Origin of the sequence: Embleya scabrispora (assembly GCF_002024165.1) — a bacterium.
Classification (GTDB): Bacteria; Actinomycetota; Actinomycetes; order Streptomycetales; family Streptomycetaceae; genus Embleya; species Embleya scabrispora_A.
Genome location: NZ_MWQN01000001.1, coordinates 6,683,264 through 6,709,970 on the forward strand (window position 1 = coordinate 6,683,264; position 26,707 = coordinate 6,709,970).

Sequence of the window (26,707 nt, forward strand, 5' to 3'; positions counted from 1 at the left end):
CCGGTGAGGGGTGCCGGGTGTTGGTGGGGGGTCAGCCCGAGACCACCGCGCGCAGGCTTTCCTTGAGGGAGCCCATCGTGGCCAGGACGGCTGTGGGCTCGTAGCCGCAGTGCGCCATGCAGTTGTCGCAGCGCGGGTCCTTGCCCCGGCCGTAGTTCTCCCACTCGGTGTCGGTGAGCAGCTCCTTGTAGCTCTGCACGTAGCCGTCGCCCATCAGGTAGCACGGCTGTTGCCAGCCGAGCAGCGAGTAGGACGGGATCGCCCACGGCGTGCACTCGAAATCGCGCTTGCCTTCGAGGAAGTCGAGGAACAGCGCGGAGTGGTTGAGTCGCCACTTCTTGCGGTTGCCGCCGGAGAAGGCCGACTTGAACAGCGCGCGGGTCTGCTCGACGCCGAGGAAGCGGTTCTGCACCGGCGCCTTCTCGTAGGCGTATCCGGGGGAGATCTGGATCCGGTCGACCTTGAGGTCGTCGTTGAGGAAGTCCAGCACGTCGACGATGGTCTCGGGGGAGTCCGTGTTGAAGAACGTGCTGTTCGTGTAGACCTGGAATCCGGCCGCCTTGGCCATCCTGATCGCGGCCACGGCCTCGTCGAAGACGCCGTCCTTGGCCACCGCCTGGTCGTGCTTCTCGCGCAGGCCGTCGATGTGCACCATCCACGCGAAGTTCTTGTTCGGCTTGAACTTGTGCAGGTGCTTGGGCAGCAGTACCGCGTTGGTGCAGATGATCACGAACTTCTTGCGCTTGAGCAGTTCCTCGACGATCAGGTCGATCTGCTTGTGCATCAGGGGTTCGCCGCCGGCCAGGGAGACCATCGGGGCGCCGCACTCCTCGACCGCCGCCACCGCCTGCTCCACCGACATGCGCTTGCGCAGCACGTCGTGCGGCTGCTGGATCTTGCCGCATCCGCCGCACTTGAGGTTGCACGCGAAAAGCGGTTCGACCTCCACGATCATCGCGAACTTGTCCACGCGCTTGATCTTCTGCTTGACCAGATGCGTGCCGATTTTCACTGCCAGGTTCAGCGGCAGGCCCATGACCGTCGCACCTCTCTATCCCCGTACCCGGGGGCGTCGGCGTCCGCTGAAACCGTGCTCGGCGTGGCGTCGTTGCCCGGGGGCGCCCGATGATGACAACATCTTCAACATACAGGCTGTACGTCACGTGGGGGTTGTATGGCGGTCACGCGTCGGGCACAACATGTCGCAGACACCCGTGCGGCCCTGCTGGCCGCCGCCCGCGAGCTGTTCGCGACCCGGGGCTACGCCCAGACCGGTACCGAGGAGATCGTGGCGCAGGCCCGGGTGACCCGGGGTGCGCTCTATCACCACTTCAAGGACAAGGCCGACCTGTTCCGCGCCGTGATGGAGACCGTCGCGGCCGAGGCGGCCCAGGCTCTCGTGGCCCACGAGATGAGTCATGCCCAGGACCATCCGAGTGAACCTTGGGATCAGTTGCGACACGGATTCCAGTCGTTCCTGGATGTGTGTACGACCGGGGACTTCCAGCGGATCGTGCTGGTGGACGGCCCGGCGGTGCTGGGGCCCGGATCGTGGGACGCGCTGGTGGACGAGCACGGGCACGGGTTGCTGGCGGCGTGGTTGCGGCAGGCGATGGACAACGGCGAGATCGACGAGCTGCCGGTGCCGCCGCTGGCCCGGTTGCTGGCCTCGTTGATCTCGGAGGCGAGCCTGTACACCGCGCGCGCCGCCGATCCGGCGGTGGCGCGGCGCGAGGTGGGGGAGGTCGTCGATCGGGTGTTGGCGGGGTTGCGGAAGAGCTGAGCGGGGGCGGGTCCGTCGCGGCCGGGGCACCTGGCGCGGCGCGGTCAGCGGGACAGGGTGGCGGTCATGACCGCCTTGGCGATCGGGGCGGCGAGGCCGCCGCCGGTGATGTCGGCGCGGTCGGCCGCGCCGTCCTCCACGACGACCGCGACGGCGACGGTGGGCTTCGCGTCGGGGCTCGGCTTGGCGTACGCGATGAACCACGCGTAGGGGACGGCGCGGTTGTGCTCGCCGTGCTGGGCGGTGCCGGTCTTGCCGCCGACGATCGCGCCGTCGATCCGGGCGTTGCCGCCGGTGCCGGTGGTGACCACGTCCTGCATCATGCGCTGGAGTCGGCGGGCCACCGGCGCGGGGACGGCGCGGGCCAGGGACTGCCGTTCGGTGCCGCGCACGGTGCTGCCGTCGTGGCGGGTGAGCCGTTCGACCAGGTACGGGCGCATCACCTCGCCGTCATTGGCGATGCCGGCGGCGACCATCGCCATCTGGAGCGGGGTGGCGCGGGTGTCGAACTGGCCGATCGAGGACAGCGCGGTCTGCGGTCGGTCGGGGCTCTTGGGGAACACGCTGGGGGTGACCGCGACCGGGACGCGCAACTTCGGATCGTCGAAGCCGAACGCGGTGGCCTGGCGGCGCATCACCTCGGCGCCCATGTCCACCCCGAGCTTGGCGAAGACCGTGTTGCAGGAGACGGTGAGCGCGTAGCGCAGCGAGGCGTTGCGGCAACCGTCGGCCTCGTTGCCGAGCAGGGTGTGGGTCTCCGGCAGCGGATAGGGGTCGGGGGTGGTGGTCGGCTGGTCGGGATCGGCGACCGTGCCGGAGGCGAGCGCGGCGGCGGCGGTGACCACCTTGAACGTGGACCCGGGCGGATAGGTCTCGCGCAGCGCGCGGTTGAGCATCGGCCGGTCGGGGTCGCCGTCGAGCGCGGCCCACGCGGCGCGGGCGCCCTTGTTCGCGCCGGCCACCGCGCCCGGATCGTAGGACGGCGTGCTGACCAGGGCCAGGATCGCGCCGGTGGTGGGGTCGAGGGCGACCACCGCGCCCTTGTTGCCGGTGCTCGCGAGGCCGTTGAACGCGGCCTGTTGGGCGGCGGGCAGGATGGTGGTGGCCACGTTGCCGGCGGCGGCGCGCCTGCGGGTGACGGCGGTGATCACCGGCCAGGCGCCCAGGCGCGGATCGGTGCCCGCCAGGATGTCGTCCTCGACGCCCTCCAAGAGGGAGGTGCCGTAGAGCTGGGATGCGTAGCCGGTGACCGGGGCGTAGAGCGGGCCGTCGGTGTAGCTGCGTCCGTAGGCCAGGTCGAAGGATTCGGCCGTATGGGGCGATCCGGTGATCGGCGCGTCGGCCACCAGGATGTCGCCGCGCGGTTGTTGGTAACGGACGATCTGCGGACGGCGGTTGCCGCTCATGTGGTCGTAGGTGTCGGCCCTGTAGGCCTGCACCCAGGTCGCGTTGCCGAGCAGCGCGAGGAGCAGCAGCAGGCAGAATCCGGCGGCGCGTCGGGCGGTGACGATCACGCGTGCACCTCCTCGGGCAGCGGGACGGGTTCCTCGATCGGCGCGAGGGGGCGGCGGCCCCGGTCGCTGATCTTCATCAGCAGGGCGATCAGGGCCCAGTTGGTGACCACGGAGGAGCCGCCCTGGGCGAGGAACGGCATCGTCATGCCGGTCAGCGGGATCAGTGCGGTCACCCCGCCGGCGACCACGAACACCTGGATCGCCAGCACGGCGGACAGCCCGTAGGCCAGCAGCGAGCCGAACGTGTCCGGCGCGGTCAGCCCGGCCCGGAAGCCGCGGGCGACCAGGAGCGCGTAGAGCACCAACAGCGCGGCGATGCCGGTGAGTCCCAACTCCTCGCCGACGGTGGCGAGGATGAAGTCGCTCTTGGCGGCGAACCCGACCAGGATCGAGTGGCCCAGGCCGAGCCCGGCGCCGAGCAGGCCGCCGGCGGCGAAACAGAACAGCGACTGGGCGAGTTGCCCCGGGCCCAGGCCCGCGTGGATGCTCGCGAACGGGTCCAGCCAGTTCTGGACGCGGCTGTGCACGTGGGGTTCGGCGGAGCCGACCACGAACGCGCCCACGCTGATCAGGATCAGGCCGACCACGATCCAGCCGATCCGGGCGGTGGCCACGTAGAGCATCACCACGAACGCGCCGAAGTAGAGGAAGGACGTGCCCAGATCCCGTTCCAGGACCAGGATGCCGACCGAGGCCAACCACACGGCGAGCACCGGTCCCAGGTCGCGGCCGCGGGGCAGGTTCACACCGCAGAACCGGTGCCCGATCATCATCAGCGTCTCGCGAGTGCGGGCAAGGTAGGACGCGAAGAAGACGACCAGGATGATCTTGGCGAACTCGCCGGGCTGCAACGAGAACGCGCCCGCCCGGATCCACACCTTCGCGCCGTTGATGGCGGGGAAGAAGACGGGAACGATCATCAGGAACAGCGCGACGGCGGCGGCAAGATAGGCGTATTTGCCCACAGAGCGATGATCGCGCACGGCGATCATCACGGCCGCGAACAGGATCACCCCGATGGCCGACCACATCAGTTGCGAGGACGCGGCCTGCGCCTTCGGCGTCTCCAGGTCGAGCCGGTAGATCAGCACCAACCCCAGACCGTTCAGCAGGGCGGCGATCGGCAGCAGTACCGGATCGGCGTAGGGCGCGAAGAAGCGGACCAGGATGTGCGCGATCAGGACCAGCAGGCCCAGCCCCAGGCCGTATTTGGCGGTGTCCGGGGGGATCGAGCCGTGTCGGGCCAGGCCGACGTTCGCGTAGGCGAAGACCGGGACCAGGACCGCGAACACGAGCAGCAGGAATTCAGTGTTGCGCCGCGTCGGCGGCAGGGGCTCGCCTGCCGCCGTCGTGCGCCGCCGCCATCTGGACATGCGCTCTGGAGTTCCCACAAGTGACCGTGGGTAACCGGAGTGTCGCGGTGCATACGGCGTCGTGGTGGTGACGGCGATGTGATGGCTACGGCGTTGCGTTGCTTACACGTCGCGCCGGCGGAACACCGCCACCGCCGCGACCACCGCGGCGATCGCCCACAGCGCCATCACCGCGACGCCCGGCCACGGGGCGAGCTCGTAGGCGCTGAACTCGCGCAGCCGCATGACGCGTTGCCCGGCCTTGTCCGGCAGGAACCTGGCCACCTCGCGCACCCCGGGTATCGCGGTGAGCGCGGCCGTGCCGAGGAAGATCAGCGGGATCAGCAGGCCCATCGACGCCATCGGCGTGCGCAGTACGAAGGTGACACCCGCGCAGATCACCGCGAGCAGCACCAGATAGACCACCTGACCGAATGCCGTACGCCAGGTGGCCGCGGCGGTCAACGAGATGTCGCCGGCGGGCAGCAGCAACCTGGCCGCCAGGGTGCAGGTCAGACTCGAGACGATCGCCGTGACCAGGGCCACGGCGGTGATCACGATCAGCTTGGCGGCGACGAAGAGCCGCCGGTCGGGCACCGCGGCCAGCGAGGCACGGATGGTGCCCGCGCCGTATTCGCCGGCCACCGCCAGCACCGCGAAGGCCACCAGGGCCAGTTGGCCGAAGTTGACGCCGTAGTGCACGAGGGTGAACGCGTCGTATTCGGCACCGTCCTCGCGGCGTTGGCCCTCGGCGACGAACGCGTCGACCAGGGCGCTCACCCCGGCGATCGAGAGCACCGTGGCCAGGGGCAGCCAGCGCGTCGACGGCACCGAGCGGAGCTTGATCCACTCGGCCTCCAGAGCCGCCGCGAAGCCGGTTTTGGGCACCCGTGTCGCCCCGGTTTCCCGCGTGGTCGTGGTCTTTCGCATCGCCGTGGTCATCACCGGCCACCTCCCGCGTATTGCTCGTGTCCGGCGGTCAGCCGGAGATAGACGTCTTCCAGGGACGGGCCGTCGCCGACGAAGTCGGTCAGCGTGGTGTCGGCCAGCAGGCGCCCGCCGGCGATCACCACCAGGTGGTCGGCGGTCAGTGCCATCTCGCTCATCAGATGGCTGGACACGAACACCGTGCGGCCCTCGGCGGCCAGCGAGCGGATCAGCTCGCGAATCCACCGGATGCCCTCCGGATCCAGGCCGTTGACCGGCTCGTCGAAGATCAGCACGCCGGGGTCGCCGAGCAGCGCGGCGGCGATGCCCAGGCGCTGGCGCATCCCCAGCGAGTAGGTGCCGGCGCGGCGGTGGGCCGCGTCGGTCATCCCCACCTGCGCCAACACCTCCTCGACCCGCGACCTCGGTATGCGGTTGGACCGGGCCAGGAACAACAGGTGGTCGTAGCCGCGCCGGCGTCGGTGTACCGCCCCCGCGTCCAGCAGGGCGCCCACCTGGCGCAGTGGATCGGGCAGTTCGCCGTAGGCCCGGTCGTCGATGGTGATCCCGCCCGAGGTCGGGCGGTCCAGGCCCAGGGCGATCCGCATGGTGGTCGACTTGCCCGAGCCGTTGGGGCCGAGGAAGCCGGTCACGGTGCCGGGCGCGATCTCGACGTCGAGGTCGTCGACGGCCAGGACGTCGCCGTAGCGCTTCGTCAGATTTCGGATGCGGATCATCTGTGCTGCTCCCCGGGCCGGTTCGGCCGAGTCGATGCGGAGGGTGTCGGGCCCGAGGACCTCGTCGACACCCGGTGGTCGCCGCCCGGTTGCTGCGGTGCCTCAAGACTGCGATCCGAGGACCCCCGGCCGGATCCCCCAACCGTGGGGACGGTCTCCCCCGGGCGGGGGAGGTCGCCGGCGGCGCGACCATGCAGGATGGCGGGGTGTTCCGCATCGTTTCGTCCCGCAGTTCGCCGCGCGCCCGGCTCCGTCGCCTCGCCGGGCCCCTGGTCACGGCCGCCACCTACACGCGTGGCTTCCACCTGTTCACCGGCCTGCTCCTGGGCGTCGCGATCGCCATGGTCTATCCCGGCCTGGAGGGCGACGGCGGGCTCGGCTACCGCGTCGCGCTGCTGGCCGTGCCCGTCCCGATCCTGACCGCGTTCGGGCTGATCGCCGAGGCGCGCCGGTTCGAGGGCTTCCAGGCCCGGCTGCTGCTGCGCCCCGGCGACGAGAGCGACATCGCGGTCACCCGATCGCAGACCTGGCCCGACCGCTGGCGCACGGCACTGTGGCTGGTGTTGCGGGTCGAACTGGGCTGGCTCGGGCTCGCGCCGGCGGCGTCCGCGATCTTCACCGCCGTGGCGATGATCGGGTCGCCCGCCACCGATGACGGTCTGGTGTTCGACGGGGCGAGCTTCCCGGGCGGCGCCGCGCACTGGTGGCTGGTCCCGCTGGGCCTGGCCGTCATCCTCGCGGCGTTGTCCTACCTGGTCGGCGCGGGTCTGCTGCTCACCGTGCTGGCCAAGCGGCTGCTCGGGCCGTCCGCGAGCGAGAAGCTGGCCGCCCTGGAACGGCGCACCGAGCAACTGCTCGAACACAACCGGCTCGCGCGCGAGTTGCACGACTCGATCGGCCACGCGCTGTCGGTGACCGTGCTCCAGGCGGGCGCGGCACGGCAACTGCTCGACACCGACCCGGCCTTCGCCGACCGCGCACTGGACGCGATCGAGGTGACCGGGCGGCAGGCCCTGGAGGACCTGGAGCGCATGCTGCTGCTGTTGCGCGACGCGCCGGAGCCGGCCGCGCCCCGACCGGGGCTGGCCGAGCTGAAGGTGCTCGCCGACACCACGCGTGGCGCGGGTGCCTCGGTCGAGGTGCGCGTGCTGGGCTCGCTCGACGCGGTGCCGGCGGTGATCTCGCGCGAGGGCTACCGGATCGTGCAGGAATCGCTGACCAACGTGCTGCGGCACGCGGGTCCGGTGCCGGTCGAGGTCACCGTCGCGGTGCACGACCACGAGGTCGAGCTGACCGTGCGCAACGACACATCCTCGGCGGAGGCGGGGCGGAGGGGGACCGGCGGGGGCAGCGGCAGCGGGCTGCGGGGCATACGGGAGCGGGCCGCGCTGCTCGGCGGCGAGGCCACCGCGGGGCCGCACGACGGCTACTGGCGGGTGCATGCCCGGCTGCCCCTACGGTGGGCGTCGTGACGATCCGGATCCTGCTGGTGGACGACAACGAATTGGTGCGGGCCGGCCTGCGGGCCGTTTTGGACGCGCAGCCCGACTTCGAGGTGGTGGGCGAGGCGGACGACGGCGCGGGGGTGCTCGCGCTGGTCCGGTCGCTGCGCCCGGACGTGGTCGCGATGGACGTACGGATGCCCCGGGTGGACGGCATCCAGGCCACCCGCGACCTCCTCGCGCACCTCGATCAGCCGCCCAAAATCCTGATCGTCACCACGTTCGAGAACGACGAATACGTCTACGAGGCGCTTCGGGTCGGCGCGCACGGCTTCCTGCTCAAGCGGGCCCGACCGGCGGAGATCACCGACGCGGTGCGGACGCTGGCGACGGGGGATTCGCTGCTGTTCCCGGCGAAGCTGCGCGCGCTGGCCGAGCGTTTCGGGAAGACCGCGCGCAGCGACGCGGTGGCCCGGGCCAAGCTGACCGATCGTGAGGCCGACGTGTTGCGGGCGATGGCGCGCGGATTGAACAACGCCGAGATCGCGGCGGAGTTGTACCTGGGCACCGAGACGGTCAAGAGCCATGTGAGCGCGCTGCTGGCCAAGTTGAGCGCGCGTGACCGCACCCAGGCGGTGATCGCGGCCTACGAGTCGGGATTCGTCGCGCCGGGCTGACCCCGGGAGGCGCCGGCGGGCGACGGGTCGGGCAGTTGCCGATCGCCGCGCGGGAGGCGGGCGAGCCGATCGATCGCGTTACACAAGAGAGATTTTCGTACCATGTGTGACCCCTTCGGACGGCGCTCGTTGGCCATCGTGCGCACGGCCCCGCACCCAGTCGCGGGTGCCGACCACGGCGCGGCGAGAGGGGACCCATCACATGCCAAGCGGCGGTCACGAGAGCGCGTCCGAACCGGCGGCCGAGCCCGTCCGGGACCTCGGGAGCGACCCGGGCATCGGGGGCCGGGCGCGACGAGCCCGAGCGGGCCTGGCCGACCTGTGTCGACGGCGGCTCGACGGGCGCGCGGTGCGCCGTACCGAGGCCTTGGTGGTCGGCCGATACCCCGAACTGGTACGGCTCGCCTACCTGATCCTGCCGCCCGGCCTGGAGCGGCATCGCCGGGTGCTCACGGCCCACGCCCTGGTCCAGGGCGCGTTGCCCGGTCGCCGGCGCGACCTGGGGCGTCGACCGGGCGCGGCGGGCATGGACGACGCGGAACTCGTCCGGCTGCGGATCGTGCGCGGCGCGCTGCTGCGATGTCGGTCCACCGGGCGGTGGGCGACCCGACCGGCGGTGTTGCCGCAGGTCTGGGGGCTGCGCCTGTTCCCGCCGACCGGCGGCGTCGACGAGCCGGCGATCGAGCAGGCGCTGGGCCGACTGTCCGGGCCGGGGCGGGCCGCCTACGTGTTGCGAGTGCTCGAACGCCTCGATCCGGTCGGGGTGGCCGAACTGCTGCTGATCGCCGGCGTCGAGGACATCGCGAGCGCCGAGGCCGAGGCCGACGCGCTCGCGGCCGACCCGGTGGGGCTCGCCGACGGGCCCGGATCGGCGGCGGGCCGACTGCTGCACGCCGCCCACTTCGACCCGTGCACGCTCCGGGCCACCCCGTCGGACCTGCTGCGCCGACGGCGCCGCAGGCGTACCGCGCTGGTGGCGGTCGCGGTCGCGGCGGTGCTGGCCGCCCTCGTCCCCTATGCCGGCGACGCGACCGAGTCCGGCGCCCCCGCCGCACCCGCCGCCCGGGCCGTGGTCGAGCCGCCCCGGGTGGTCCCGGCCGACGCCTGGACCACCACCACCCGGCTGGACTTCGACGTCTGGTCCACCCGGGGGGCGCGGGCCGGCGACCAGGCGCTGACCCGGCGCGCGGTCCGGGCCTGGGTCGAGCCCGAGCCCGGCACCACCGTCGCGCTCGGCCCGGGCGCCGCCGCCGGCCCACCGGTCGGCCTGCCGCGCCTGCTGTACGCGGGCGACGTCGCGGGGGCCGCGGTGGTCCTGCTCACCGACGGCACGCGCCTGGCCCGCTACACCGAGGAGCAGGGCGGCCGCCGTCTCGACGTGGCCGCGGCCGACGACTCGGACGCCCGCTCCGCCTCGGCCGTGGTGCTGCACCGGGGCGTGGCGGGTGTGCGGATGTTGCTCGCGCCGTGGGTGGACGAGGCGGCGACGCGGGATCTGCGCCGGCCCGACGACAAGAGCAGGCCGCTGCCGGTCACCGACGGAACGACCGCGCCGATGCCGGATCCGGGCACGGTGGCCAAGGGCTGCGCGACGGTACCGGTGCTCGAACTGGTGTCCAGGCGCGCCGCCGACGGTCACCCGTACCTGCTCGCGGACCTGGGCGAGGTGTCCGCGACCCACCTCACCTACATGCCGCCGCCGGAGTTCGCGCACACCGGCCGGCCGGCGGAGGCGGCCTCGACCGAGCGCGCGCTGACCGTCTGGTCGCGCACGGCCTGTGTGCTGGAGACGCTGCGCGGTCGGGGGCTGCGACTGGTGGACAACTGGGAGTTCGCGCACTTCGACCTGCCGGAGGCGGCCGGGGAGGGCATGTGGTCGTGCGTGCACGCGTTCGACCGCCGGGGTGGCGGTGACGTCGTGGTCCAGTTCCTGCCGCCCGGGGCCAACGCGACCGGGGCGCAGACCGTCGAGCGGCTGGCCGATTCGCCCGCGTGCAGCCGTTCGGCCAACGACATCGTCACCGCCACGTGGTGGCGCGCCCGATCCGGCGCCTGGTATCTGGTCGCGGCCGGTAGCCGGGACGTGGTCAGGCTGACCACCTCCGCCCCCGTGACCGGCTCGGCGGACGCCCGCCAACTGATCCTCAAGTCCCCCGGCACCACCCCGAACACCACGGCCCGCCCCCAGTTGGTGGCCACCCTCAAGTCCGGCAGCACCATCAAACCCCTCACCTGACCGGAAGGCGGCACCCCCGACACCCAACCGCCGGTCGCTGCCGGGCCGCCGCGCACAAGGGCCGCGCGGCGGCGGCCGAGTGCCGAGCGGGCGCGGTGCGGTGTGGCCGTGGGCCGCCACCGAGGAGGACGCCACAGTCGCGCGCTCGGCCCAGGCCCTGTCCGGCGGACCCTGGCGGCCTCGCGCCGCCCGGTTTCGCGCCGCGAGGTATGGCGCTGCCCGGTTTCGCGTCGCCCGGCGCGGTGCTGCCGGTTTCGCGCCGTGCGGCACCGCGTTGCCCGGTATCGCGTCGCCCGGTTTTGCGCCGCGAGGTATGGCGCTGCCGGGTATCGCGTCGCCCGGCACTGTGTTGCCAGGTTTCGCGTCGTGCGGCATCGTGCCGCCCGGTTTCGCGTCGTCGGGTTTCGTGCCGCGAGGTGTTGCGCCGCCCGGTTTCGCGTCGTGCGGCGCCGTGCCGCCCGGTTTCGCGCCGCGCGGTGTCGCGTCGCCCGGTCTCGCGTCGCGAGGTGTTGCGTCGCCCGGTCTCGTGCCGCACGGTGTCGCCCTCGGGCATCGCGTCGTGCGGCACCGCGTTGCATCGCGTTGTCCGGTACGCGCCGCCCAGCACCGCGCCGCGACGTATGGCGCTGCCGGGTATCGCGTCGCCCGGCACCGTGCTGCCAGGTTTCGCGTCGTGCGGCGCCGTGCCGCCCGGTATCGCGTCGTGCGGCGCCGTGCCGCCCGGTATCGCGTCGCCGGTGTTGCGTCGCCTGGTCTCGTGCCGCGCGGTGTTGCGTCGCCTGGTCTCGTGCCGCGCGGTGTTGCGTCGCCTGGTCTCGTGCCGCGCGGTGTTGCGTCGCCTGGTCTCGTGCCGCGCGGTGTTGCGTCGCCTGGTCTCGTGCCGCGCGGTGTCGCGCCGCGCGGTGTTGCGTCGTCCGGTCTCGTGCCGCGCGGTGTTGCGCCGCGCGGTCTCGTGCCGCGCGGTGTCGTGCCGCGCGGTCTCGTGCCGCGCGGTGTTGCGTCGCGCGGTGTCGCGCTCTCGGGCATCGCGTCGTGCGGCACCGCGTTGCATCGCGTTGTCCGGTACGCGCCGCCCGGTTTCGCGCCGCGAGGTATGGCGCTGCCCGGTATCGCGTCGTGCGGCACCGTGCTGCCAGGTTTCGCGTCGTGCGGCGCCGCGTTGCCCGGTATTGCGCCGTTCGGTTTCGCGCCGCGAGGTATCGCGTTGCGCGGAGCCGCGTTGCCCGGAATCGCATCGCGTTGTGCGGCACCGCGTTGCCCGGTATCGCGCCGCCCGGCAGCGCGTCGTGCGGTACCGGAGAAGCGGCCGGAGGGGACCCCTTTGCGGTTGTTTTTCCGGTGCGCCGCGGCACGGCACTGGACGGCGCGGCCCGATCCACCGGGGGCCGCCGGACGGGGTCTGGGTCGCAGTCGACCCCCGGGCCACGCTCCCGTCTTCCGCGTGTCCGGCCCGTTCAGGGGGATGCCCGCCGGCGGCGGGGGCCCGCCGACCGGGGGGCGGCTCGCGGGTGTGGCTCCGGGGGTGTTCGCGCGTGCGTGTCGTCCGTCGGTGTTCTCGGCCGGGTCGGGCGTTTGGGGGTTGCGGAAAAGTGATATCACTTTGCTATGGTGTTGATGCCAGGTTGGTCGAGTGAGGAGTGGCGTTGTGAGTGATTTCGGGTCCGCGGCCGTTGTGGAGATGCCGGCGCCGCAGGTGCGGGAGCGAGTGGTGACGGGGGCGGCCGGGCTGCCTGCGTTGGTCGTGGGGGTGGCTTTGGTTGCCGGGGGAATCGTGTTGACCGTGGTCGGCTCGCTCCTGGACGACGGGCAGAAGGTGGCCGCCATCGCGAGTGGGATCGTGATCATCGTCCTGGCGCTGTTCGGGCTGTGCGGGCTGACCACCGTCGCGCCCGGCGAGGCGCGGGTGCTCCAGCTGTTCGGGCACTACAAGGGCACGTTGCGCAAGGACGGGCTGCGGTGGGTGAACCCGTTCACCGACCGCACCAAGGTCTCCACCCGGATCCGCAACCACGAGACGCAGACCGCCAAGGTCAACGACAACGACGGCAATCCGATCGAGATCGCCGCGGTCGTGGTCTGGCAGGTCGAGGACACCGCGCAGGCCAAGTTCGAGGTGGACGACTTCGAGGAGTTCGTCGCCATCCAGACCGAGACCGCCGTGCGGCACATCGCCAACAGCTACCCGTACGACGACCACGGCCAGGGCGGCATGTCCCTGCGCGACAACGCCGACGAGATCACCGGCAAGTTGTCCGCCGAGATCGGTGCCCGGGTCGCCTCGGCCGGGGTCAGCGTGGTCGAATCGCGGATCACCCGGCTCGCCTATGCGCCGGAGATCGCCCAGGCGATGTTGCGTCGCCAGCAGGCGGGTGCGGTGGTCGCGGCCCGGCAGCGGATCGTCGAGGGCGCGGTGGGCATGGTCGAACTGGCGCTGAACCGGCTGGAGGAAGGCGACCTGGTGGAACTCGACGACGACCGCCGGGCGGCCATGGTGAGCAACCTGCTCGTCGTCCTGTGCAGCGAACAGGCCACGCAGCCCGTGGTCAACACGGGCTCCCTCTACGCATAGTCGGTCCCCGTGACCGAACGGAAGAAGATCCTGCTCCGACTGGATCCGGCCGTGCACGACGCGATCGCCAAGTGGGCGGCCGACGAACTGCGCAGCACCAACGCCCAGATCGAGTTCCTGCTGCGCCGTGCGCTCGGCGACGCCGGTCGGATGCCGGGCAATGCCGGGCGACCGGCCCGACGGGGCCGACCGCCCAAGCCGACTCCGACGGCGGGCCCGGCTCTCGATCCCGACAACGGCCCCGAGACCGATTCCGATGCCGAGCCCGGGGGAGGCGCCGGTGGCGATCGAGGCGACCCTGGCGGTTCTGGTCGGCGTCGTCGCGACCGTGGCGACGGTGGCGACCTCGAGGCCGCGCCGTGACGACAAACCCGAAGACGACGTGACGCCCTGGCGCCGAGGAGGTCGACGTGAACCCGTCCCTACCCCAACGATTGTTCCTGCTCGCCTACAGTCCCGAGCGGCAGCGCCTGGTCAGCCGGACCCACCTGGGCGCGACGCTCCAGGCGGCGGCGCTGTACGAGCTCCGCGAACAGGGCCTGATCCACGACGAGGGCGGCAAGGTCCGGGTGACCGCGACCCGCAGGGGCGGCCCGCACCCCGGCGCGACTCCCCGGTGTGAGCTGGCCGCCGACCTGCTGGCCAGGATCGGCGAGACCGAACGGGCGCGCCGCTGGCGCCACTGGGTCAACAAGCGCGACCGGCAGGCCGTCGACCGGGTCGGCGCGGCGTTGGAGCGGGCGCGGGTGATCCGGTACGAGCAGCACCGGGTCCTCGGCCTGCTCCCGCTCCGACGGATCGTGCTGCGGCAGACGTCGCTGCGCGGCGCGGCAACGAAGGCGATGTGGGGCGCGCTCAAGGACCGGGCGGCCGAGGTGCCCGACCAGGACGCGGCGCTGGCCGTACTCGCCTACCACGGCGAACTGCGCGGAGTGCTCGGAGGGCGGGAACGCCGGGCGGCGAAGGGCCGGATCGACGATTTGTCGACCCGTCTCGGCCCGGTCCCGGGCGCGCTGCGCGAGGCGGTACGAAACGCCAAATCCTCAGCTGCCGGCTGACCGGCTTGACGATGTCCGTAGTGTCGGGGAATGACCTCCCGCACCACCACCGACGCGCCCGCGCGCGCACCGCACGCCCTCGCCGACCGGTTGTTGCCGGGACCGCGCGGGCGTGCGGTGTTGTTGGTGTTGGCGAGCGCGTGTTCGATCCAGTTCGGCGCCGCGTTCGCGGCCCGGCTCTTCCCCCAGGTGGGGCCGGCGGGGGCGGTCACGCTGCGCCTGGTGATCGCCGCCGCGCTGCTGCTTGCCTTCTCCCGGCCCCGGGTGCGCGGGCGTTCGCGGGGCGACTGGCTGGTGGTGGGCGGCCTGGGCGTGATGTTCGCGGGCATGAACATGTGCTTCTACGAGGCCATCGACCGGCTCCCGCTGGGACCCGCGGTCACGCTGGAGTTCCTGGGCCCGCTCGGCCTGGCGGTGGTGTTGTCCCGTCGACTGCGCGACATGGTGTGGATCGTGCTCGCGGCCGGCGGCGTGCTGCTCCTGGGCGGCGGGGGGTTCGGCGGCCTCGACCCGGTCGGGGTGGTGTTCATCCTGGCCGCGGCGGCTTGCTGGGCGGGCTACATCGTGGTCGCCTCGAAGATCTCCGCGCGCTTCGACGGCATCGAGGGCCTGGCCCTGGGTTTCGTGGTGGCCGCGGTGCTGGTGACGCCGCTGGGTGTGGCGACGGCCGGCTCCGCGCTGGTCGAGCCGAAGATGCTGGGGCTGGGCGCGTGTGTCGCGCTGCTGTCCTCGGCGCTGCCGTACAGCCTCGAGATGCTGGCGATGAAGCACCTGCCGCCGGCCACGTTCGGGTTGCTGGCCAGTCTGGAACCGGCGGTGGCCGGGATGGCCGGCTTCCTGGTGCTGCACCAGTCGTTGGCGCTTGTGCAGATCGCGGGCATCGCGCTGGTGGTGATCGCCAGCGCGGGTGTCACCCTCGCCCAGTCACCCCGCGAGCCCCGGCGGACTCGGCAGACTCGGCAGATTCGGCGGACTTGGCAGATCCGGCGACCCCGGCGGCCTCGGTCGATTCCGGGAACGTGCGGTACACCCGGGCCCGGGCCCGATCCACGAGCAACTCCCGATGCAGGTGCCACCCCCACTCCGGCCGCAACACCGGACGCTTGTGCGGAGTCACCACAACGAACGCCGTCGTGACCTCGGTCAGCGCGTAGGCCAGCGCCGGCAGCCGCGACTCGGCGAGCAGATGCAGCGCGTAGCTGCACACCACGAGCGAATACGTGCGCCCGGCCAGCGCGCCCGCCGCGATCTGCTCGAACCGCAACGGCTCGGCCGGCCGCCCGGTCCGCTCCAGGTAGGCGTCGCCCGTGTACGGATCGACGCCCGTCACCTCCCGCGCGCCCAGGTCACGCAGCGCCAAGGTGGCCTCGCCGCTGCCGCAGGCCAGGTCCAGCACCGAGGCCGACAATCCGGGCTCGGCCGCGAACGGCCCGGTCAGCACCTCGGCCAGCACCGCCCGCACCCGCGGCTCGTGCGGGTTGCGGTACTCCGCCCCATGGCGGGCGTAGAAACCCTCGGCGCCCAGTTCCTCGTAGGCGGGCCGAATCTTGTCCATGCCGTCGATTGTCCCCTTGCCGCCATCCGCGCCATCGGGCGCCTCGGTGGGCAGGGGCGTCGGCGGCGCGGCGCGTACATGATCGGCGCCACGCCGCGCGACGCGGCCGAACACTCGACACACGCGCACCGGCCCGCCGGACGTGCCCGATCGTGGACGGCCGGTGAGAGCGGGGTCGGCGGCTCGGTAAACTCCCCGGTCGTGACGTCCCAGCCTGTGCGCAAGCCCCGCATTCCGAACGTTCTGGCCAACCGCTACGCCTCCCCGGCGCTGGCCACGCTGTGGTCCCCCGAGTACAAGGTGGTGCTCGAGCGCCGACTGTGGCTCGCGGTGCTACGCGCCCAGGCCGACCTGGGCATCGACGTGCCCGAGGGCGCGGTCGCCGACTACGAGCGGGTGGTGGAGCAGGTCGACCTGGCCTCGATCGCCGAACGCGAGCGGGTCACCCGGCACGACGTCAAGGCCCGGATCGAGGAGTTCAACGCCCTCGCCGGCCACGAGCACGTGCACAAGGGCATGACCTCGCGCGACCTGACCGAGAACGTCGAGCAGTTGCAGATCCGCTCCTCGCTCGAACTGGTCCGCGACCGGGTGGTGGCGCTGCTGGTACGGCTGGCCGAGCTGTCGGCGCAGCACGCCGAGCTGGTCATGGCCGGCCGCTCGCACAACGTCGCCGCGCAGGCGACCACGCTGGGCAAGCGGTTCGCGTCGGCGACCGACGAGCTGCTGGTGGCCTACCACCGCCTCGAGGACCTGATCGCCCGCTACCCGCTGCGTGGGATCAAGGGCCCGGTCGGTACCGCGCAGGACATGCTCGACCTGCTCGGCGGCGACGAGGACAGGCTGGCCGAGCTGGAGGGGCGGGTCGCCGCGCACCTGGGCTTCGAGCACGCGTTCGTCTCGGTCGGACAGGTCTACCCGCGCTCGCTCGACTACGACGTGGTGACCGCGCTGGTCCAGCTGGCCGCCGCGCCGTCGTCGTTGGCCAAGACGATCCGGCTGATGGCCGGGCACGAACTGGTCACCGAGGGCTTCCAGCCCGGGCAGGTCGGGTCGTCCGCGATGCCGCACAAGATGAACACGCGTTCGTGCGAGCGGGTCAACGGCTTCACGGTGATCCTGCGCGGCTACGCCTCGATGGTCGGCGAGTTGGCGGGCGACCAGTGGAACGAGGGCGACGTGTCCTGCTCGGTGGTGCGGCGGGTGGCACTGCCGGACGCGTTCTTCGCGTTCGACGGGCTGATCGAGACGTTCCTGACCGTGCTGGAGGAGTTCGGCGCGTTCCCGGCCGTGGTCGCGCGCGAACTCGACCGCTACCTGCCGTTCCTGGCCACGACCAAGGTGCTGATGGCCGCGATCCGCGGCGGGGTGGGGCGCGAGGCCGGACACGAGGTGATCAAGGAGCACGCGGTCGCCTCGGCGCTGGCGCTGCGGGAGGGTGTCGAGCGCAACGAACTGCTCGACCGCCTGGCCGCCGACGAGCGGCTGCCGCTGGACCGGGCCGCGCTCGACACGCTGCTCGCCGACCGGCTGTCGTTCACCGGCGCGGCGGCGGCCCAGGTGGCCGAGGTGGTCCGCCGGGTGGAGGCGGTCGCGGAGAAGCACCCGGAGGCGGCGAAGTACCGCCCGGGCGCGATCCTCTAGGCGCAATCGGACCCGTCGGCGAGCGGTCCGGGGCGCGCGAGGCGCGGGTCGGGTCGGGTCGTGTGGGCGACCGGCCTCGACCCGCTTGCCGGATCGTGCGGACGCCGATCGCCTGTGCGCACACGGTCTGCGGCGTGACGGCCACTGTCGACGGTCCCAGACGCACAAGGCGTGCCCCCGTCCTACGGCACCGGCCTTGTGGTTGCGACGCGTCGGCCGGGCGGGAATCGCCGTGTGGGTGGCCATCGGCGTACCGGTTTTCGGGGCGCGCCGGGGGCGGGGGCCGAGTCGCGTTCCGCGGTGCCGGAGCCGTTGCGGTGGGGTGACCGGGCGAGAGGGCGATGGCCATCGGTTTCGGTTGCCCGTGGGCGGGTGATCCGAGGCCGGGGATTGAAATGTGGTCTCGGCGGTCATGGTGGGGGGAGTCGTCGGGAGGAGTGGTGGGCGTGGCGTCGCTGTCGTTTCGTGAGGTGGCCGTCGTGTCCGGGGAGATCGCGGGGGAGTCCGGGCGGACCGCGAAGGCGGAGTTGGTGGCCGGCTGTCTGCGGCGGGCGGATCCGGCCGAGGCCACCGTGGTGGTCGCCTATCTCGCGGGCACGCTCACCCAGCGGCAGATCGGTGTGGGGCCCGCCATGCTCCGCGCGCTGCCCCCGCCCGCCGCCGAGCCGTCGTTGACCCTCCTGGAGGTGGATGCCGCGCTGGCCGCGATCGGGGCCACCACCGGCGCCGGCTCGCAGGCCGCCCGACGGGCCGCGCTCGACGCGCTGTTCGCCCGCGCGACCGAGGTCGAACAGGGCTTTTTGATCGGGCTGTTGGTCGGCGAGGTACGCCAGGGCGCACTGGACGGGGTGATGGCGGACGCGATCGCCCGCGCGGCCGAGGTCCCGGCCACGGCGGTACGGCGGGCGCTGATGTTGCGCGGCGCCGCCGGACCGGTGGCAGCCGCCGCCCTCCAGGGCGGGCGAGCCGCGCTCGACGCGCTCACCCTCGACGTCGGCCGCCCGGTGCGCCCGATGCTCGCCGCCGCCGCACCGGACGTGGCCGGCGCGCTGGCCAAGCTGCGGGCCAAGGACCCCGCCGCCGAGGTCGCGTTGGAGTGGAAGATCGACGGCATCCGGGTGCAGATCCACCGCGACGGCGATCGGGTCACGGTGTTCACCCGCAGTCTGGACGACATCACCCCGCGCGTGCCCGAACTGGTCGAGGCGGTAGGCGCGTTGCCGATGCGTACCGCGGTGCTCGACGGTGAGGCGATCGCGCTGCGCCCGGACGCTCGGCCGCACCCGTTCCAGATTACCGCCTCCCGGACCGGGACCCGCGACGCGGCGCGGCTGCGGGCCGAGACGCCGCTGACGGTGTACCTGTTCGACGTGCTGCACGTGGACGGCGAGGACCTGATCGACCGCCCCGGCGCGGATCGCTGGGCCGCGCTCGCGGACCTGGCGCCGCCCGAACTCCTGGTGCCCCGGCTGGTCACCGGGGACGACGCGGCGGCGGAGGCGTTCTTCGCCGACGCGGTCGGACGCGGGCACGAGGGGGTGGTGGTGAAGTCCCTGGACACCCCCTACACGGCGGGTCGGCGCGGCGCCGGCTGGGTCAAGGTCAAACCCCGGCACACCCTCGACCTGGTGGTGCTGGCCGCCGAGTGGGGCCACGGCCGCCGGAGCGGCACGCTGAGCAATCTGCACCTGGGCGCGCGGGATCCGGGCGGGGACGGGTTCGTGATACTCGGCAAGACGTTCAAGGGGCTCACCGACGAACTGCTCGCGTGGCAGACCGAGCGGTTGCGGGAACTCGAGGTGCGTCGGGACGACTGGACCGTGTGGGTGCGACCCGAACTCGTCGTGGAGATCGCCTTCGACGGCTTGCAGACCAGCACCCGCTATCCGGGCGGCCTCGCGCTCCGCTTCGCACGGGTGTTGCGCTACCGGGAGGACAAGACGCCCGCGGAGGCGGACGACATGGACACGGTCCGGGCGCTCGCGGCCCGGGAGTAGGGCCCGCCCGCCGGCCCGACGGACGCCGCCTACCCGCGCGGGCGGTAGAGGGCGTGTGCGTTGTCGTACAGGACGGCGGGGGCCAGGTCCGGCCCGAGCGTGTCGGCGACCAGGTCGAGGTCGGCGTTCCGGAAGGGGCGGGGCGCGCGGGTCGAGGGCAGGTCGGTGCCGGCGAGGAGGGCCTGCGGGTCGACGGCGGCGACGGCGCGCAGTGTCGTGGGTACGTCCGCGTCGAACCGGCCGAAGCCGGTGGCCTTGACCCGGGCGCCGTGTTCGACCAGACGCAGCAGATGCGGCAGCCCCTCCCGGGACAGGCCCAGGTGGTCGATGCTCACCCTCGGCAGCGCGGTCAACACCGGCAGCAGGTCGGGCAGATCCCGGGCGTCGAGGTACAGCTCGGCATGCCAGCCGGCGATCTCGTGGACCCGGCGGGCGAGTCGGTCCAGGTGGTCGAGAGTCGCCGAGCCGCCGCGCCGGACGTTGAACCGGATCGCCCGCACACCGGCCGCGTCCAGCTCGGCGATCCGCCCGTCGGGGACGTCGGGCGGCAGTTGGGTCACCCCGACGAAGGCGGGGCCGAGTCGGGCCAGCGCGTCGAGGAGGTAGGTCTGGTCGAAGCCCTGGAAGGAGCCGGACACCACCGCGCCGCCGGTCACGCCGAGCGGGACGGCGCGGGCCAGGTAGTCGGCCGTGGTGAAGGTCGGCGGCAGGTAGCCGTGGTTGGCGACGAGCGGGAAACGCGGGTCGACGATGTGCAGGTGTGCGTCGAACACGCGACGAGTGGGCCATTCGGACACGGCGGTGCCTCCGTCGGCTACGGGAATGCCGCATACCGTACCCGGGCGCCGGACGAGCGAGACGGATTCACCGGCCGGAGAAGTTGTCGAATGCAACTAACTTCTTCTATGGTTGTGGAACGCAACAGATTCGCCGCGGCGCGGGCGTACGACCGCCCGCACGCAGGAAGGAGCGAGCCGCCATGGCCACCAGGGAAGCCTGCCGGCACCTGCTCACCGAGTTGGAAGGCATCGTCGGCGTACACCGCGGCCTCGCCAAGGCCGTCCCGCCCGGCAGCCTGCCGCCCGGCTCCGCGGTCCTGTTCGTCCTCGGCCGCGGTGCCGAACCGCTGCGCGCCGGGCGCGTGGCCGAACTCCTGGACCTGGACATGTCCGTGGTCAGCCGACACCTCGCGCACCTGGTCGAACACGGCTGGGTGACCCGCCGCCCGGACCCGCGCGACGGCCGGTCGGTGCTGCTCGGACTCACCCCGGAGGGGCGCGCCGTGGTCGACCGGGCCACCGAGAGCTGCCTCGCGGTGATCGCCGAGCGGCTGGCCGACTGGCCGGACGAGGACGCCGAGCGCCTGTCCGAACTCCTGGGCCGGTTGAAGGCGGGCTTCGGAGTGAAAGCGGGCTTCGGACACCGGGCCGAACCGGTGCCGACGGCCGTGTCACACTGACCCGCATGCCGAAGTCCGCCGCGGAACTGCGCGCGCATCTGGAGATCTTCTACGACGCGGTGCCCCGCCGGTTCACCCGCACCGAGGCGATCGGCGCGCTGACGCTGTTCGTCCGGGAGGGCGAGGGGTGGCCCTACTATGCCCGACCCACGCTCGGCGCCCTCGCCGAGCCCACCGTCGCGGACGTGCGCGCGGTGCGGGCGCGGCAGAGAGAGTTGAAAGTGCCCGAGACGTTCGAATGGGTCCACGAGACCACCCCCGCACTGCGGGCGGCCGCGATCGAGGCCGAACTGCATGTCCACGAGCACCCGCTGATGGTGCTCGACCCGGACGAACATCCGCCCGCCCGCCCGGGTCTGCCGGACCTGGTGACGCTGCGGCAGATCCGCGCGGACGCCACCGACCTCGCGATCGTGCACAGCGTCGCGGCGGTCGGTTTCGCCAACCCCGGCACCGCGCCCGGCTCCGACGGGCCCGCCGAGCGGGACACCATCGCACTCGGCCAGGACCCGGGCCTGCTGTCCTACCTCAACGAGCGGTTGCGCAGCGGCGAGACGGTGATGTTCGCGGCGTACAGCCCGGCCGGACCACTGTGCGTGGGCAGCTACCAGCACCTGCACGACACGACCGAGATCGTCGGCGTGGCCACCCTCCCGGCGGCCCGGCGCAGCGGCCTCGCGGCGGCGGTGACGTGGGAGTTGGCCCGGCACGCGCTGGACAGCGGGAGCGAGACGGTGTTCCTGAGCGCGGGGGACGAGGATGTCGCGCGGGTATACGATCGGATCGGCTTCCGGTCGGTGGGCACGGCGCTGATCGCGGAGGCGCCGTGAGCCGGAGGGACGAGGCGGAAGCGGACCGGGCGCGGGCGGCCGAGGCCGACGCGGGCAAGGCGGAGGCGGGCAGGGCCGGCGCGAAGACCGATGCCGCCGCGTCGATCGTGCTGCCGATCCCGCCCGGACGCAATCCCACCGCCGACGAGTTGGCCGCCGCGCACGGTCGGAGCATCCCGGATGTGATCGCGCCGAACCTGCGGGTGTTGTTCTGCGGCATCAACCCCGGGCTTTGGTCGGGCGCCACCGGGCGGCACTTCGCCCGTCCCGGCAACCGGTTCTGGCCGGCCCTGTACGCCTCGGGCTTCACGCCGCGCCTGATCGAGCCCGCCGCGCAGCGCGAGTTGACCACGCTCGGCCTCGGCATCACCAACGTGGTGGCCCGAACCACCGCGCGCGCCGACGAGTTGACGAAGGAGGAGTATCGGGCCGGTGGCCTGGCGCTCACCGCCAAGGTACGCCGGTACCGACCGGCCTGGTTGGCGGTCCTCGGCATCGGCGCATACCGAACCGGCTTCGGCCGCCCCAAGGCGGTGGTCGGCCGCCAACCGGAGACGATCGACGACACCGGAATCTGGGTACTCCCCAACCCCAGCGGCCTGAACGCCCACTGGACGGCCGCAGCCCTGGCCGAGGCCTTCACCCACCTCCGCACCACCGCCTACCCACCACCGGGCACGACCGAGTAGAACGCGGCGTGGGTCGGGTGCGGGCATGCGTCGGCCGGGCGGCACAGGCGACACGAGCCGCTGCCCGGCCGAAGCGCAAGGCGCCGGGGTCGGTCCGCGCGTTGGCCGGGCGGCACAGCAACACGAGCCGCTGCCCGAAGCGCAAGGCGCCAGGGTCGGCCCGCCGTCCGGCGCCGTGGCCCGGACAACCGAGCGCTGTGTGGAACACGAGGGCGGCGCCAGGCGCGGCGTGGGTCGGTCGCGGGAGCTTCGACCGGGCGCGGGAATCCGCGGGCGAGGCGCGCGTATGCAGCCGCCACGCGGCGCCTGAGCCGTGCGCACGGCCCGACCCGAGAGCCCGGTCCGGGTCGAGCGCCCGCCGGTCGACCGGGGCATGGAGCCGGCGTGCGGCGTCCGACCCGAGAGCCCGGTCCGGGTCGAGCGCCCGCCGGTCGACCGGGGCATGGAGCCGGCGTGCGGCGTCCGACCCGAGAGCCCGGTCCGGGTCGAGCGCCCGCCGGTCGACCGGGGCATGGAGCCGGTGTGCGGCGTCCGACCCGAGAGTCCGGTCCGGGTCGAGCGCCCGCCCCGGGCCGAGTCGGGTGCCCGGTCGGGGCGTCATGGTCCGACCCGCGCGCGGGGCCACACCGGGCCGCTCGCCGGGTGCGGCGGCGCTCGGCGCCGGCGACCCGACCCGGGGGCGGGGCCGTCAATCGACCGAGTGGCATCACTCGGTTGGTGGTTACTTCGCGCCCCCTCGTGCGGTTGGATCGGCATGAAGATCCTGCGGGCACCGTTCGGGCCGTGGCCCACCGAGACGTTCGAGACTCCCGTCTACGAGGCGCTGGTCGCCGAATGGCGCGACTCGGGCCGGGAGGTGCCCCGGCCGACGGACCGACCGCAGGGCAGCCCGCCCCGGCACGCCCGCCCGCCCGGACCGGGCCCGCGCACGCGCCGCCCGTGACCCGGCCACCCGGCACGGTCCGAGCCCGGGGCGGCCCGGTAGATGGAGCGACCGCGGGGGAGTCCGGCACCTGCCTCACGGGTGGGCCCGCGCACGCATCGGCCGTGAGCCGCCTTCGTGGCGCGATCCGGTCCGGGGGTGCCCCGGCCGACGGACCTACCGTGGCGACGCGGCACGCCCGCCCGCGTCGAGGCCGCGCACCCGGCAGCCGGCTCCTCGATCCGGGCCCGGAGACGCCCCTGCCCGTCCCGACCCGAAGGCCGGGGTCGCCGATTCGTCCCCGCGCATCCGGCCCGGCCGCGACGCGATGTGCTTCTTGTCACGCGTCCTTCGACACGCCCGGCGAGGAAGGGATTTGCCGGCCGATCGGCGCGCCGGCCGACGCGCCATCCGCCGTAGATCCGGTCCGGTCCCCGCCGCGCACTCGCCGCCCCCGTGCCCGTTCCGCGCAGCCCGCGCAGGGCCGGTGGGCCCGGACGGCCGCCGGGAGCGCGGGTGTTCGGGGCGCTCGACGCGCGTCGCATTGCTCGCCGGCCGTACCATCCGGGCACGTCTCCGGCGAACCGTGACACGCCGGGAATCGGGACGCGACACAACACCTGGGGGTGCGACGACCACCCCGCCACTACATATATGCTCTGCGACGCAGCTGGTTCGCCCGACCGAAGTTTCCGGGAAGGCGAGGCAAGAGGGAATCCGGTGCGAGGCCGGAACTGCCCCCGCAGCGGTGAGCGGGAACAAAAGTCGTCATAGAGCGCCGGACGCCGAAGGGCGTACGGGAAGCGACGGCCACTAGGCACTTCGCGGACCACCGAGCACACGCCGTGCCCGGCGGTGCCCCGGCATGCCCGCGAGTCCGAATACCTGCCGGCTGCCCACGCCTTCGGGCGTGGGGTCACCTGTACGTACGAGCTCGCGAGGAGAGAGCACGTGACCGTTGTGGACAGCGTGGGCGCGACCCGGATGCGGGTCGACGAGAGCCCCGAGGACCGCCTTGCCACCCTGGTGCGCACCCAGGCGCGCGATCTGCCGGAGGTCGATCCGGATCGGGTCGTCCGCCGGGTCGTCGCGGGTCTGAACGAGGGCGCGGACCGCGGCGCGGCGGCCGACCTGGCCGTGCGCACCGCCGCCGAGCTGATCGCCGAGGAGCCCGCCTACTCGCGGCTCGCCGCGCGCCTGCTGGCCGGCCGGATCGCCGACGAGGCCGCCGAGGCAGGCGTCGCCTCCTTCAGCGCCGGCATCGCGCTCGGTCACCGCGAGGGCGTCATCGGCGCGGAGACCGCGGCGTTCGTCGCCGCGCACGCCGCCGAGCTGGACGCCGCCGTCGACGCCGACGGCGACCGCCGCTTCGAGTACTTCGGCCTGCGCACCGTCTACGACCGCTACCTGCTGCGCCACCCCGTCTCGCGCAAGGTGGTCGAGACCCCGCAGCACTTCCTGCTGCGCGTGGCGTGCGGCCTGTCCAAGGAGCCCGGCGAGGCCATCGGCTTCTACCGGCTGATGTCCTCGCTGGCCTACCTGCCCAGCTCCCCGACGTTGTTCAACTCCGGCACCGTGCACACCCAGATGTCCTCGTGCTACCTGCTCGACTCGCCCAAGGACGAGCTGGAGTCGATCTACGACATGTACGGGCGGATCGCCCGGCTGTCGAAGTTCGCCGGCGGCATCGGCGTGGCCTGGTCGCGGGTGCGCTCGCGCGGCTCGCTGATCCGGGGCACCAACGGGCACTCCAACGGCATCGTGCCGTGGCTGAAGACCCTCGACTCGTCGGTGGCGGCGGTCAACCAGGGCGGCCGGCGCAAGGGCGCGGCCTGCGTGTACCTGGAGACCTGGCACCCCGACATCCTGGAGTTCCTCGAACTGCGCGAGAACACCGGCGAGGACGCGCGTCGCGCGCACAACCTCAACCTGGCCAACTGGGTGCCGGACCTGTTCATGCGGCGCGTCGAGGAGGACGGCGTCTGGTCGCTGTTCGACCCGAACGAGCTGCCGGAGCTGCCCGACCTGTGGGGCGCCGAGTTCGACAAGGTGTACGAAGCCGCCGAGCGCGACGGCCGGTTCGTCCGGCAGATGCCCGCCCGCGACCTGTACGCCCGGATGATGCGCACCCTCGCGCAGACCGGCAACGGCTGGATGACCTTCAAGGACGCCGCCAACCGGACCTGCAACCAGGCCGCCGAGCCGGGCAACGTGGTGCACCTGTCCAACCTGTGCACCGAGATCCTGGAGGTCACCAGCGACGGCGAGACCGCCGTATGCAACCTCGGCTCGGTCAACCTCGGCGCGCACGTGGTCCCCGGCGAGGGCATGGACTGGGACAAGCTGCGCGCCACGGTGCGCACCGCGGTGATCTTCCTCGACCGCGTGATCGACATCAACTACTACCCGACCGACCAGGCCGCCGCGTCCAACCCGCGCTGGCGCCCGGTGGGCCTGGGACTGATGGGCCTGCAGGACGTGTTCTTCACGCTCGGCCTGCCGTTCGACTCGGCCGAGGCACGCGAGTTGTCCACGCTCATCTCCGAGGAGATCTACCTCACCGCGCTGGAGACCTCCTCGGCGCTCGCCGAGGTACACGGCCCGCACCCGGCCTACGCCCAGACGCACGCGGCGCGCGGCCGGCTCCAGCCGGACCTGTGGGAGGGCGTGTACCCGACGCAGACCAAGCGCTGGGACGCGCTGCGCACCCGCGTGGCCGAGCACGGGCTGCGCAACTCGCTGCTCGTGGCGATCGCGCCGACCGCGACCATCGCCTCCATCGCGGGCGCCTACGAGTGCATCGAGCCGCAGGTGTCCAACCTGTTCAAGCGCGAGACGCTGTCCGGCGAGTTCCTGCAGATCAACGGCTACCTGGTGCGCGAGCTCAAGGCCCGCGGCCTGTGGACCCCCGAGGTGCGCGACCGGATCAAGCGCGCCGAGGGCTCGGTCCAGGGCATCGCCGAACTGCCGGAAGACGTACGGGAGTTGTACCGCACCGCGTGGGAGCTGCCGCAGCGCGCGCTGATCGACCTGGCGGCGGCCCGCTCGCCGTACATCGACCAGTCGCAGTCGCTGAACCTGTTCATGGCCGACCCGACCATCGGCAAGCTGTCCTCGATGTACCGCTACGCGTGGTCCACCGGTCTCAAGACCACGTACTACCTGCGCTCGCGCCCCGCGACGCGCATCCAGCAGGCGACCGTGCCCGCGCAGGCGTCCGCCGCGCCGGTCGAGGAGATCTCGGACCTCGAGGTCATCGCCTGCTCGCTGGAGAACCCCGAAGCATGTGAGGCGTGCACGTGAGCCTGCTCGATCC

At 72.7% G+C, this 26,707-nt stretch carries 21 protein-coding genes, 1 pseudogene and 1 riboswitch; of the genes and pseudogenes, 15 read left to right on the plus strand and 7 right to left on the minus strand.

Translation table 11 applies throughout. From position 1 onward, the window contains the following. Positions 1 to 31 precede the first annotated feature (31 nt). On the minus strand, positions 32 to 1,036 hold the full coding sequence (hpnH, locus tag B4N89_RS29395) for an adenosyl-hopene transferase HpnH (protein WP_078978787.1): 1,005 nt from the start codon (positions 1,034 to 1,036) through the stop codon (positions 32 to 34). Positions 1,037 to 1,174: 138 nt separating this feature from the next. Here hpnH and B4N89_RS29400 point away from each other — a divergent pair, with 138 nt between their 5' ends. Then, positions 1,175 to 1,783: a TetR/AcrR family transcriptional regulator gene (locus B4N89_RS29400; protein WP_078978788.1), complete on the plus strand. Its 609-nt coding sequence runs from the start codon at positions 1,175 to 1,177 to the stop codon at positions 1,781 to 1,783. A gap of 44 nt (positions 1,784 to 1,827) precedes the next feature. Here the strand turns inward: B4N89_RS29400 and B4N89_RS29405 are convergent, their stop codons facing one another. From B4N89_RS29405 to B4N89_RS29420, 4 genes are all read right to left on the minus strand, one after another. After that, the gene (locus tag B4N89_RS29405; protein ID WP_078978789.1) at positions 1,828 to 3,297 is read right to left on the minus strand and encodes a peptidoglycan D,D-transpeptidase FtsI family protein; all 1,470 of its coding nucleotides are present in this window, start codon (positions 3,295 to 3,297) and stop codon (positions 1,828 to 1,830) included. Next, entirely contained in the window at positions 3,294 to 4,670 is a 1,377-nt protein-coding gene (locus B4N89_RS29410; protein WP_078978790.1) for an FtsW/RodA/SpoVE family cell cycle protein, read from the minus strand. The genes B4N89_RS29405 and B4N89_RS29410 overlap by 4 nt, the downstream gene beginning before the upstream one ends. A 102-nt stretch (positions 4,671 to 4,772) precedes the next feature. Further along, positions 4,773 to 5,591 carry an ABC transporter permease gene (locus B4N89_RS29415; protein ID WP_078978791.1) on the minus strand — a complete coding sequence of 273 codons (819 nt, stop codon included), beginning with the start codon at positions 5,589 to 5,591 and terminating at the stop codon, positions 4,773 to 4,775. Beyond that, positions 5,591 to 6,313, minus strand: a complete 723-nt coding sequence (locus B4N89_RS29420) for an ABC transporter ATP-binding protein (RefSeq protein ID WP_078978792.1) — start codon at positions 6,311 to 6,313, stop codon at positions 5,591 to 5,593. Before B4N89_RS29420 ends, B4N89_RS29415 begins: the two co-directional genes overlap by 1 nt. 206 nt (positions 6,314 to 6,519) lie before the next feature. Between B4N89_RS29420 and B4N89_RS29425 the strand changes: the two genes are divergently transcribed. The 7 genes from B4N89_RS29425 (at position 6,520) to B4N89_RS29460 (ending at position 15,432) form a co-directional block, all read left to right on the plus strand. Next, positions 6,520 to 7,785: a sensor histidine kinase gene (locus B4N89_RS29425; protein WP_235618844.1), complete on the plus strand. Its 1,266-nt coding sequence runs from the start codon at positions 6,520 to 6,522 to the stop codon at positions 7,783 to 7,785. Beyond that, the gene (locus tag B4N89_RS29430) at positions 7,773 to 8,432 is read left to right on the plus strand and encodes a response regulator transcription factor (RefSeq protein WP_414646399.1); all 660 of its coding nucleotides are present in this window, start codon (positions 7,773 to 7,775) and stop codon (positions 8,430 to 8,432) included. Before B4N89_RS29425 ends, B4N89_RS29430 begins: the two co-directional genes overlap by 13 nt. Positions 8,433 to 8,634: 202 nt before the next feature. Next, on the plus strand, positions 8,635 to 10,668 hold the full coding sequence (locus B4N89_RS29435; protein WP_078978793.1) for a hypothetical protein: 2,034 nt from the start codon (positions 8,635 to 8,637) through the stop codon (positions 10,666 to 10,668). 1,678 nt (positions 10,669 to 12,346) lie between these two features. Then, positions 12,347 to 13,237 (plus strand): SPFH domain-containing protein, encoded by an 891-nt coding sequence (locus B4N89_RS29445; protein WP_235618994.1) that lies wholly within the window; start codon positions 12,347 to 12,349, stop codon positions 13,235 to 13,237. A gap of 9 nt (positions 13,238 to 13,246) precedes the next feature. After that, entirely contained in the window at positions 13,247 to 13,600 is a 354-nt protein-coding gene (locus B4N89_RS29450; RefSeq protein ID WP_078978796.1) for a hypothetical protein, read from the plus strand. A 47-nt stretch (positions 13,601 to 13,647) separates the two neighbouring features. Beyond that, on the plus strand, positions 13,648 to 14,295 hold the full coding sequence (locus tag B4N89_RS29455; RefSeq protein ID WP_078978797.1) for a GOLPH3/VPS74 family protein: 648 nt from the start codon (positions 13,648 to 13,650) through the stop codon (positions 14,293 to 14,295). Between the two features lie 30 nt (positions 14,296 to 14,325). After that, positions 14,326 to 15,432, plus strand: coding sequence for an EamA family transporter (locus B4N89_RS29460; RefSeq protein WP_078978798.1), 1,107 nt, complete (start codon positions 14,326 to 14,328; stop codon positions 15,430 to 15,432). A 19-nt stretch (positions 15,433 to 15,451) separates the two neighbouring features. Here B4N89_RS29460 and B4N89_RS51735 read toward each other — a convergent pair. Beyond that, positions 15,452 to 15,850 (minus strand): annotated as a pseudogene (locus B4N89_RS51735) (class I SAM-dependent methyltransferase); the annotation flags it as partial. Between the two features lie 201 nt (positions 15,851 to 16,051). On the opposite strand from B4N89_RS51735, the gene purB reads away from it, so the two are divergent. Together purB and B4N89_RS29475 are read left to right on the plus strand one after the other, a co-directional pair. Beyond that, a complete protein-coding gene (gene purB / locus B4N89_RS29470; protein WP_078979725.1) occupies positions 16,052 to 17,494 on the plus strand; it encodes an adenylosuccinate lyase in 1,443 nt (480 codons plus the stop codon). Positions 17,495 to 17,940: 446 nt separating this feature from the next. Beyond that, positions 17,941 to 19,491: an ATP-dependent DNA ligase gene (locus B4N89_RS29475; RefSeq protein WP_235618845.1), complete on the plus strand. Its 1,551-nt coding sequence runs from the start codon at positions 17,941 to 17,943 to the stop codon at positions 19,489 to 19,491. A gap of 29 nt (positions 19,492 to 19,520) precedes the next feature. On the opposite strand, the gene B4N89_RS29480 is transcribed toward B4N89_RS29475, so the two are convergent. Further along, positions 19,521 to 20,264 carry an amidohydrolase family protein gene (locus tag B4N89_RS29480; protein WP_078978801.1) on the minus strand — a complete coding sequence of 248 codons (744 nt, stop codon included), beginning with the start codon at positions 20,262 to 20,264 and terminating at the stop codon, positions 19,521 to 19,523. A gap of 206 nt (positions 20,265 to 20,470) precedes the next feature. Between B4N89_RS29480 and B4N89_RS29485 the strand changes: the two genes are divergently transcribed. From B4N89_RS29485 to B4N89_RS29505, 5 genes are all read left to right on the plus strand, one after another. Then, positions 20,471 to 20,950: a MarR family winged helix-turn-helix transcriptional regulator gene (locus B4N89_RS29485; RefSeq protein WP_078978802.1), complete on the plus strand. Its 480-nt coding sequence runs from the start codon at positions 20,471 to 20,473 to the stop codon at positions 20,948 to 20,950. A 5-nt stretch (positions 20,951 to 20,955) separates the two neighbouring features. Then, complete coding sequence (locus tag B4N89_RS29490) at positions 20,956 to 21,780, plus strand: GNAT family N-acetyltransferase (protein ID WP_078978803.1); 825 nt, start codon at positions 20,956 to 20,958, stop codon at positions 21,778 to 21,780. A 116-nt stretch (positions 21,781 to 21,896) separates the two neighbouring features. After that, positions 21,897 to 22,469 carry a G/U mismatch-specific DNA glycosylase gene (mug, locus tag B4N89_RS29495; protein WP_078979726.1) on the plus strand — a complete coding sequence of 191 codons (573 nt, stop codon included), beginning with the start codon at positions 21,897 to 21,899 and terminating at the stop codon, positions 22,467 to 22,469. 754 nt (positions 22,470 to 23,223) lie between these two features. Continuing rightward, positions 23,224 to 23,412: a hypothetical protein gene (locus B4N89_RS29500; RefSeq protein ID WP_078978804.1), complete on the plus strand. Its 189-nt coding sequence runs from the start codon at positions 23,224 to 23,226 to the stop codon at positions 23,410 to 23,412. 633 nt (positions 23,413 to 24,045) lie between these two features. Beyond that, positions 24,046 to 24,298, plus strand: a riboswitch (cobalamin riboswitch). Between the two features lie 77 nt (positions 24,299 to 24,375). Then, positions 24,376 to 26,694 (plus strand): ribonucleoside-diphosphate reductase subunit alpha, encoded by a 2,319-nt coding sequence (locus tag B4N89_RS29505; protein ID WP_235618995.1) that lies wholly within the window; start codon positions 24,376 to 24,378, stop codon positions 26,692 to 26,694. The last annotated feature ends 13 nt before the right edge of the window (positions 26,695 to 26,707 follow it).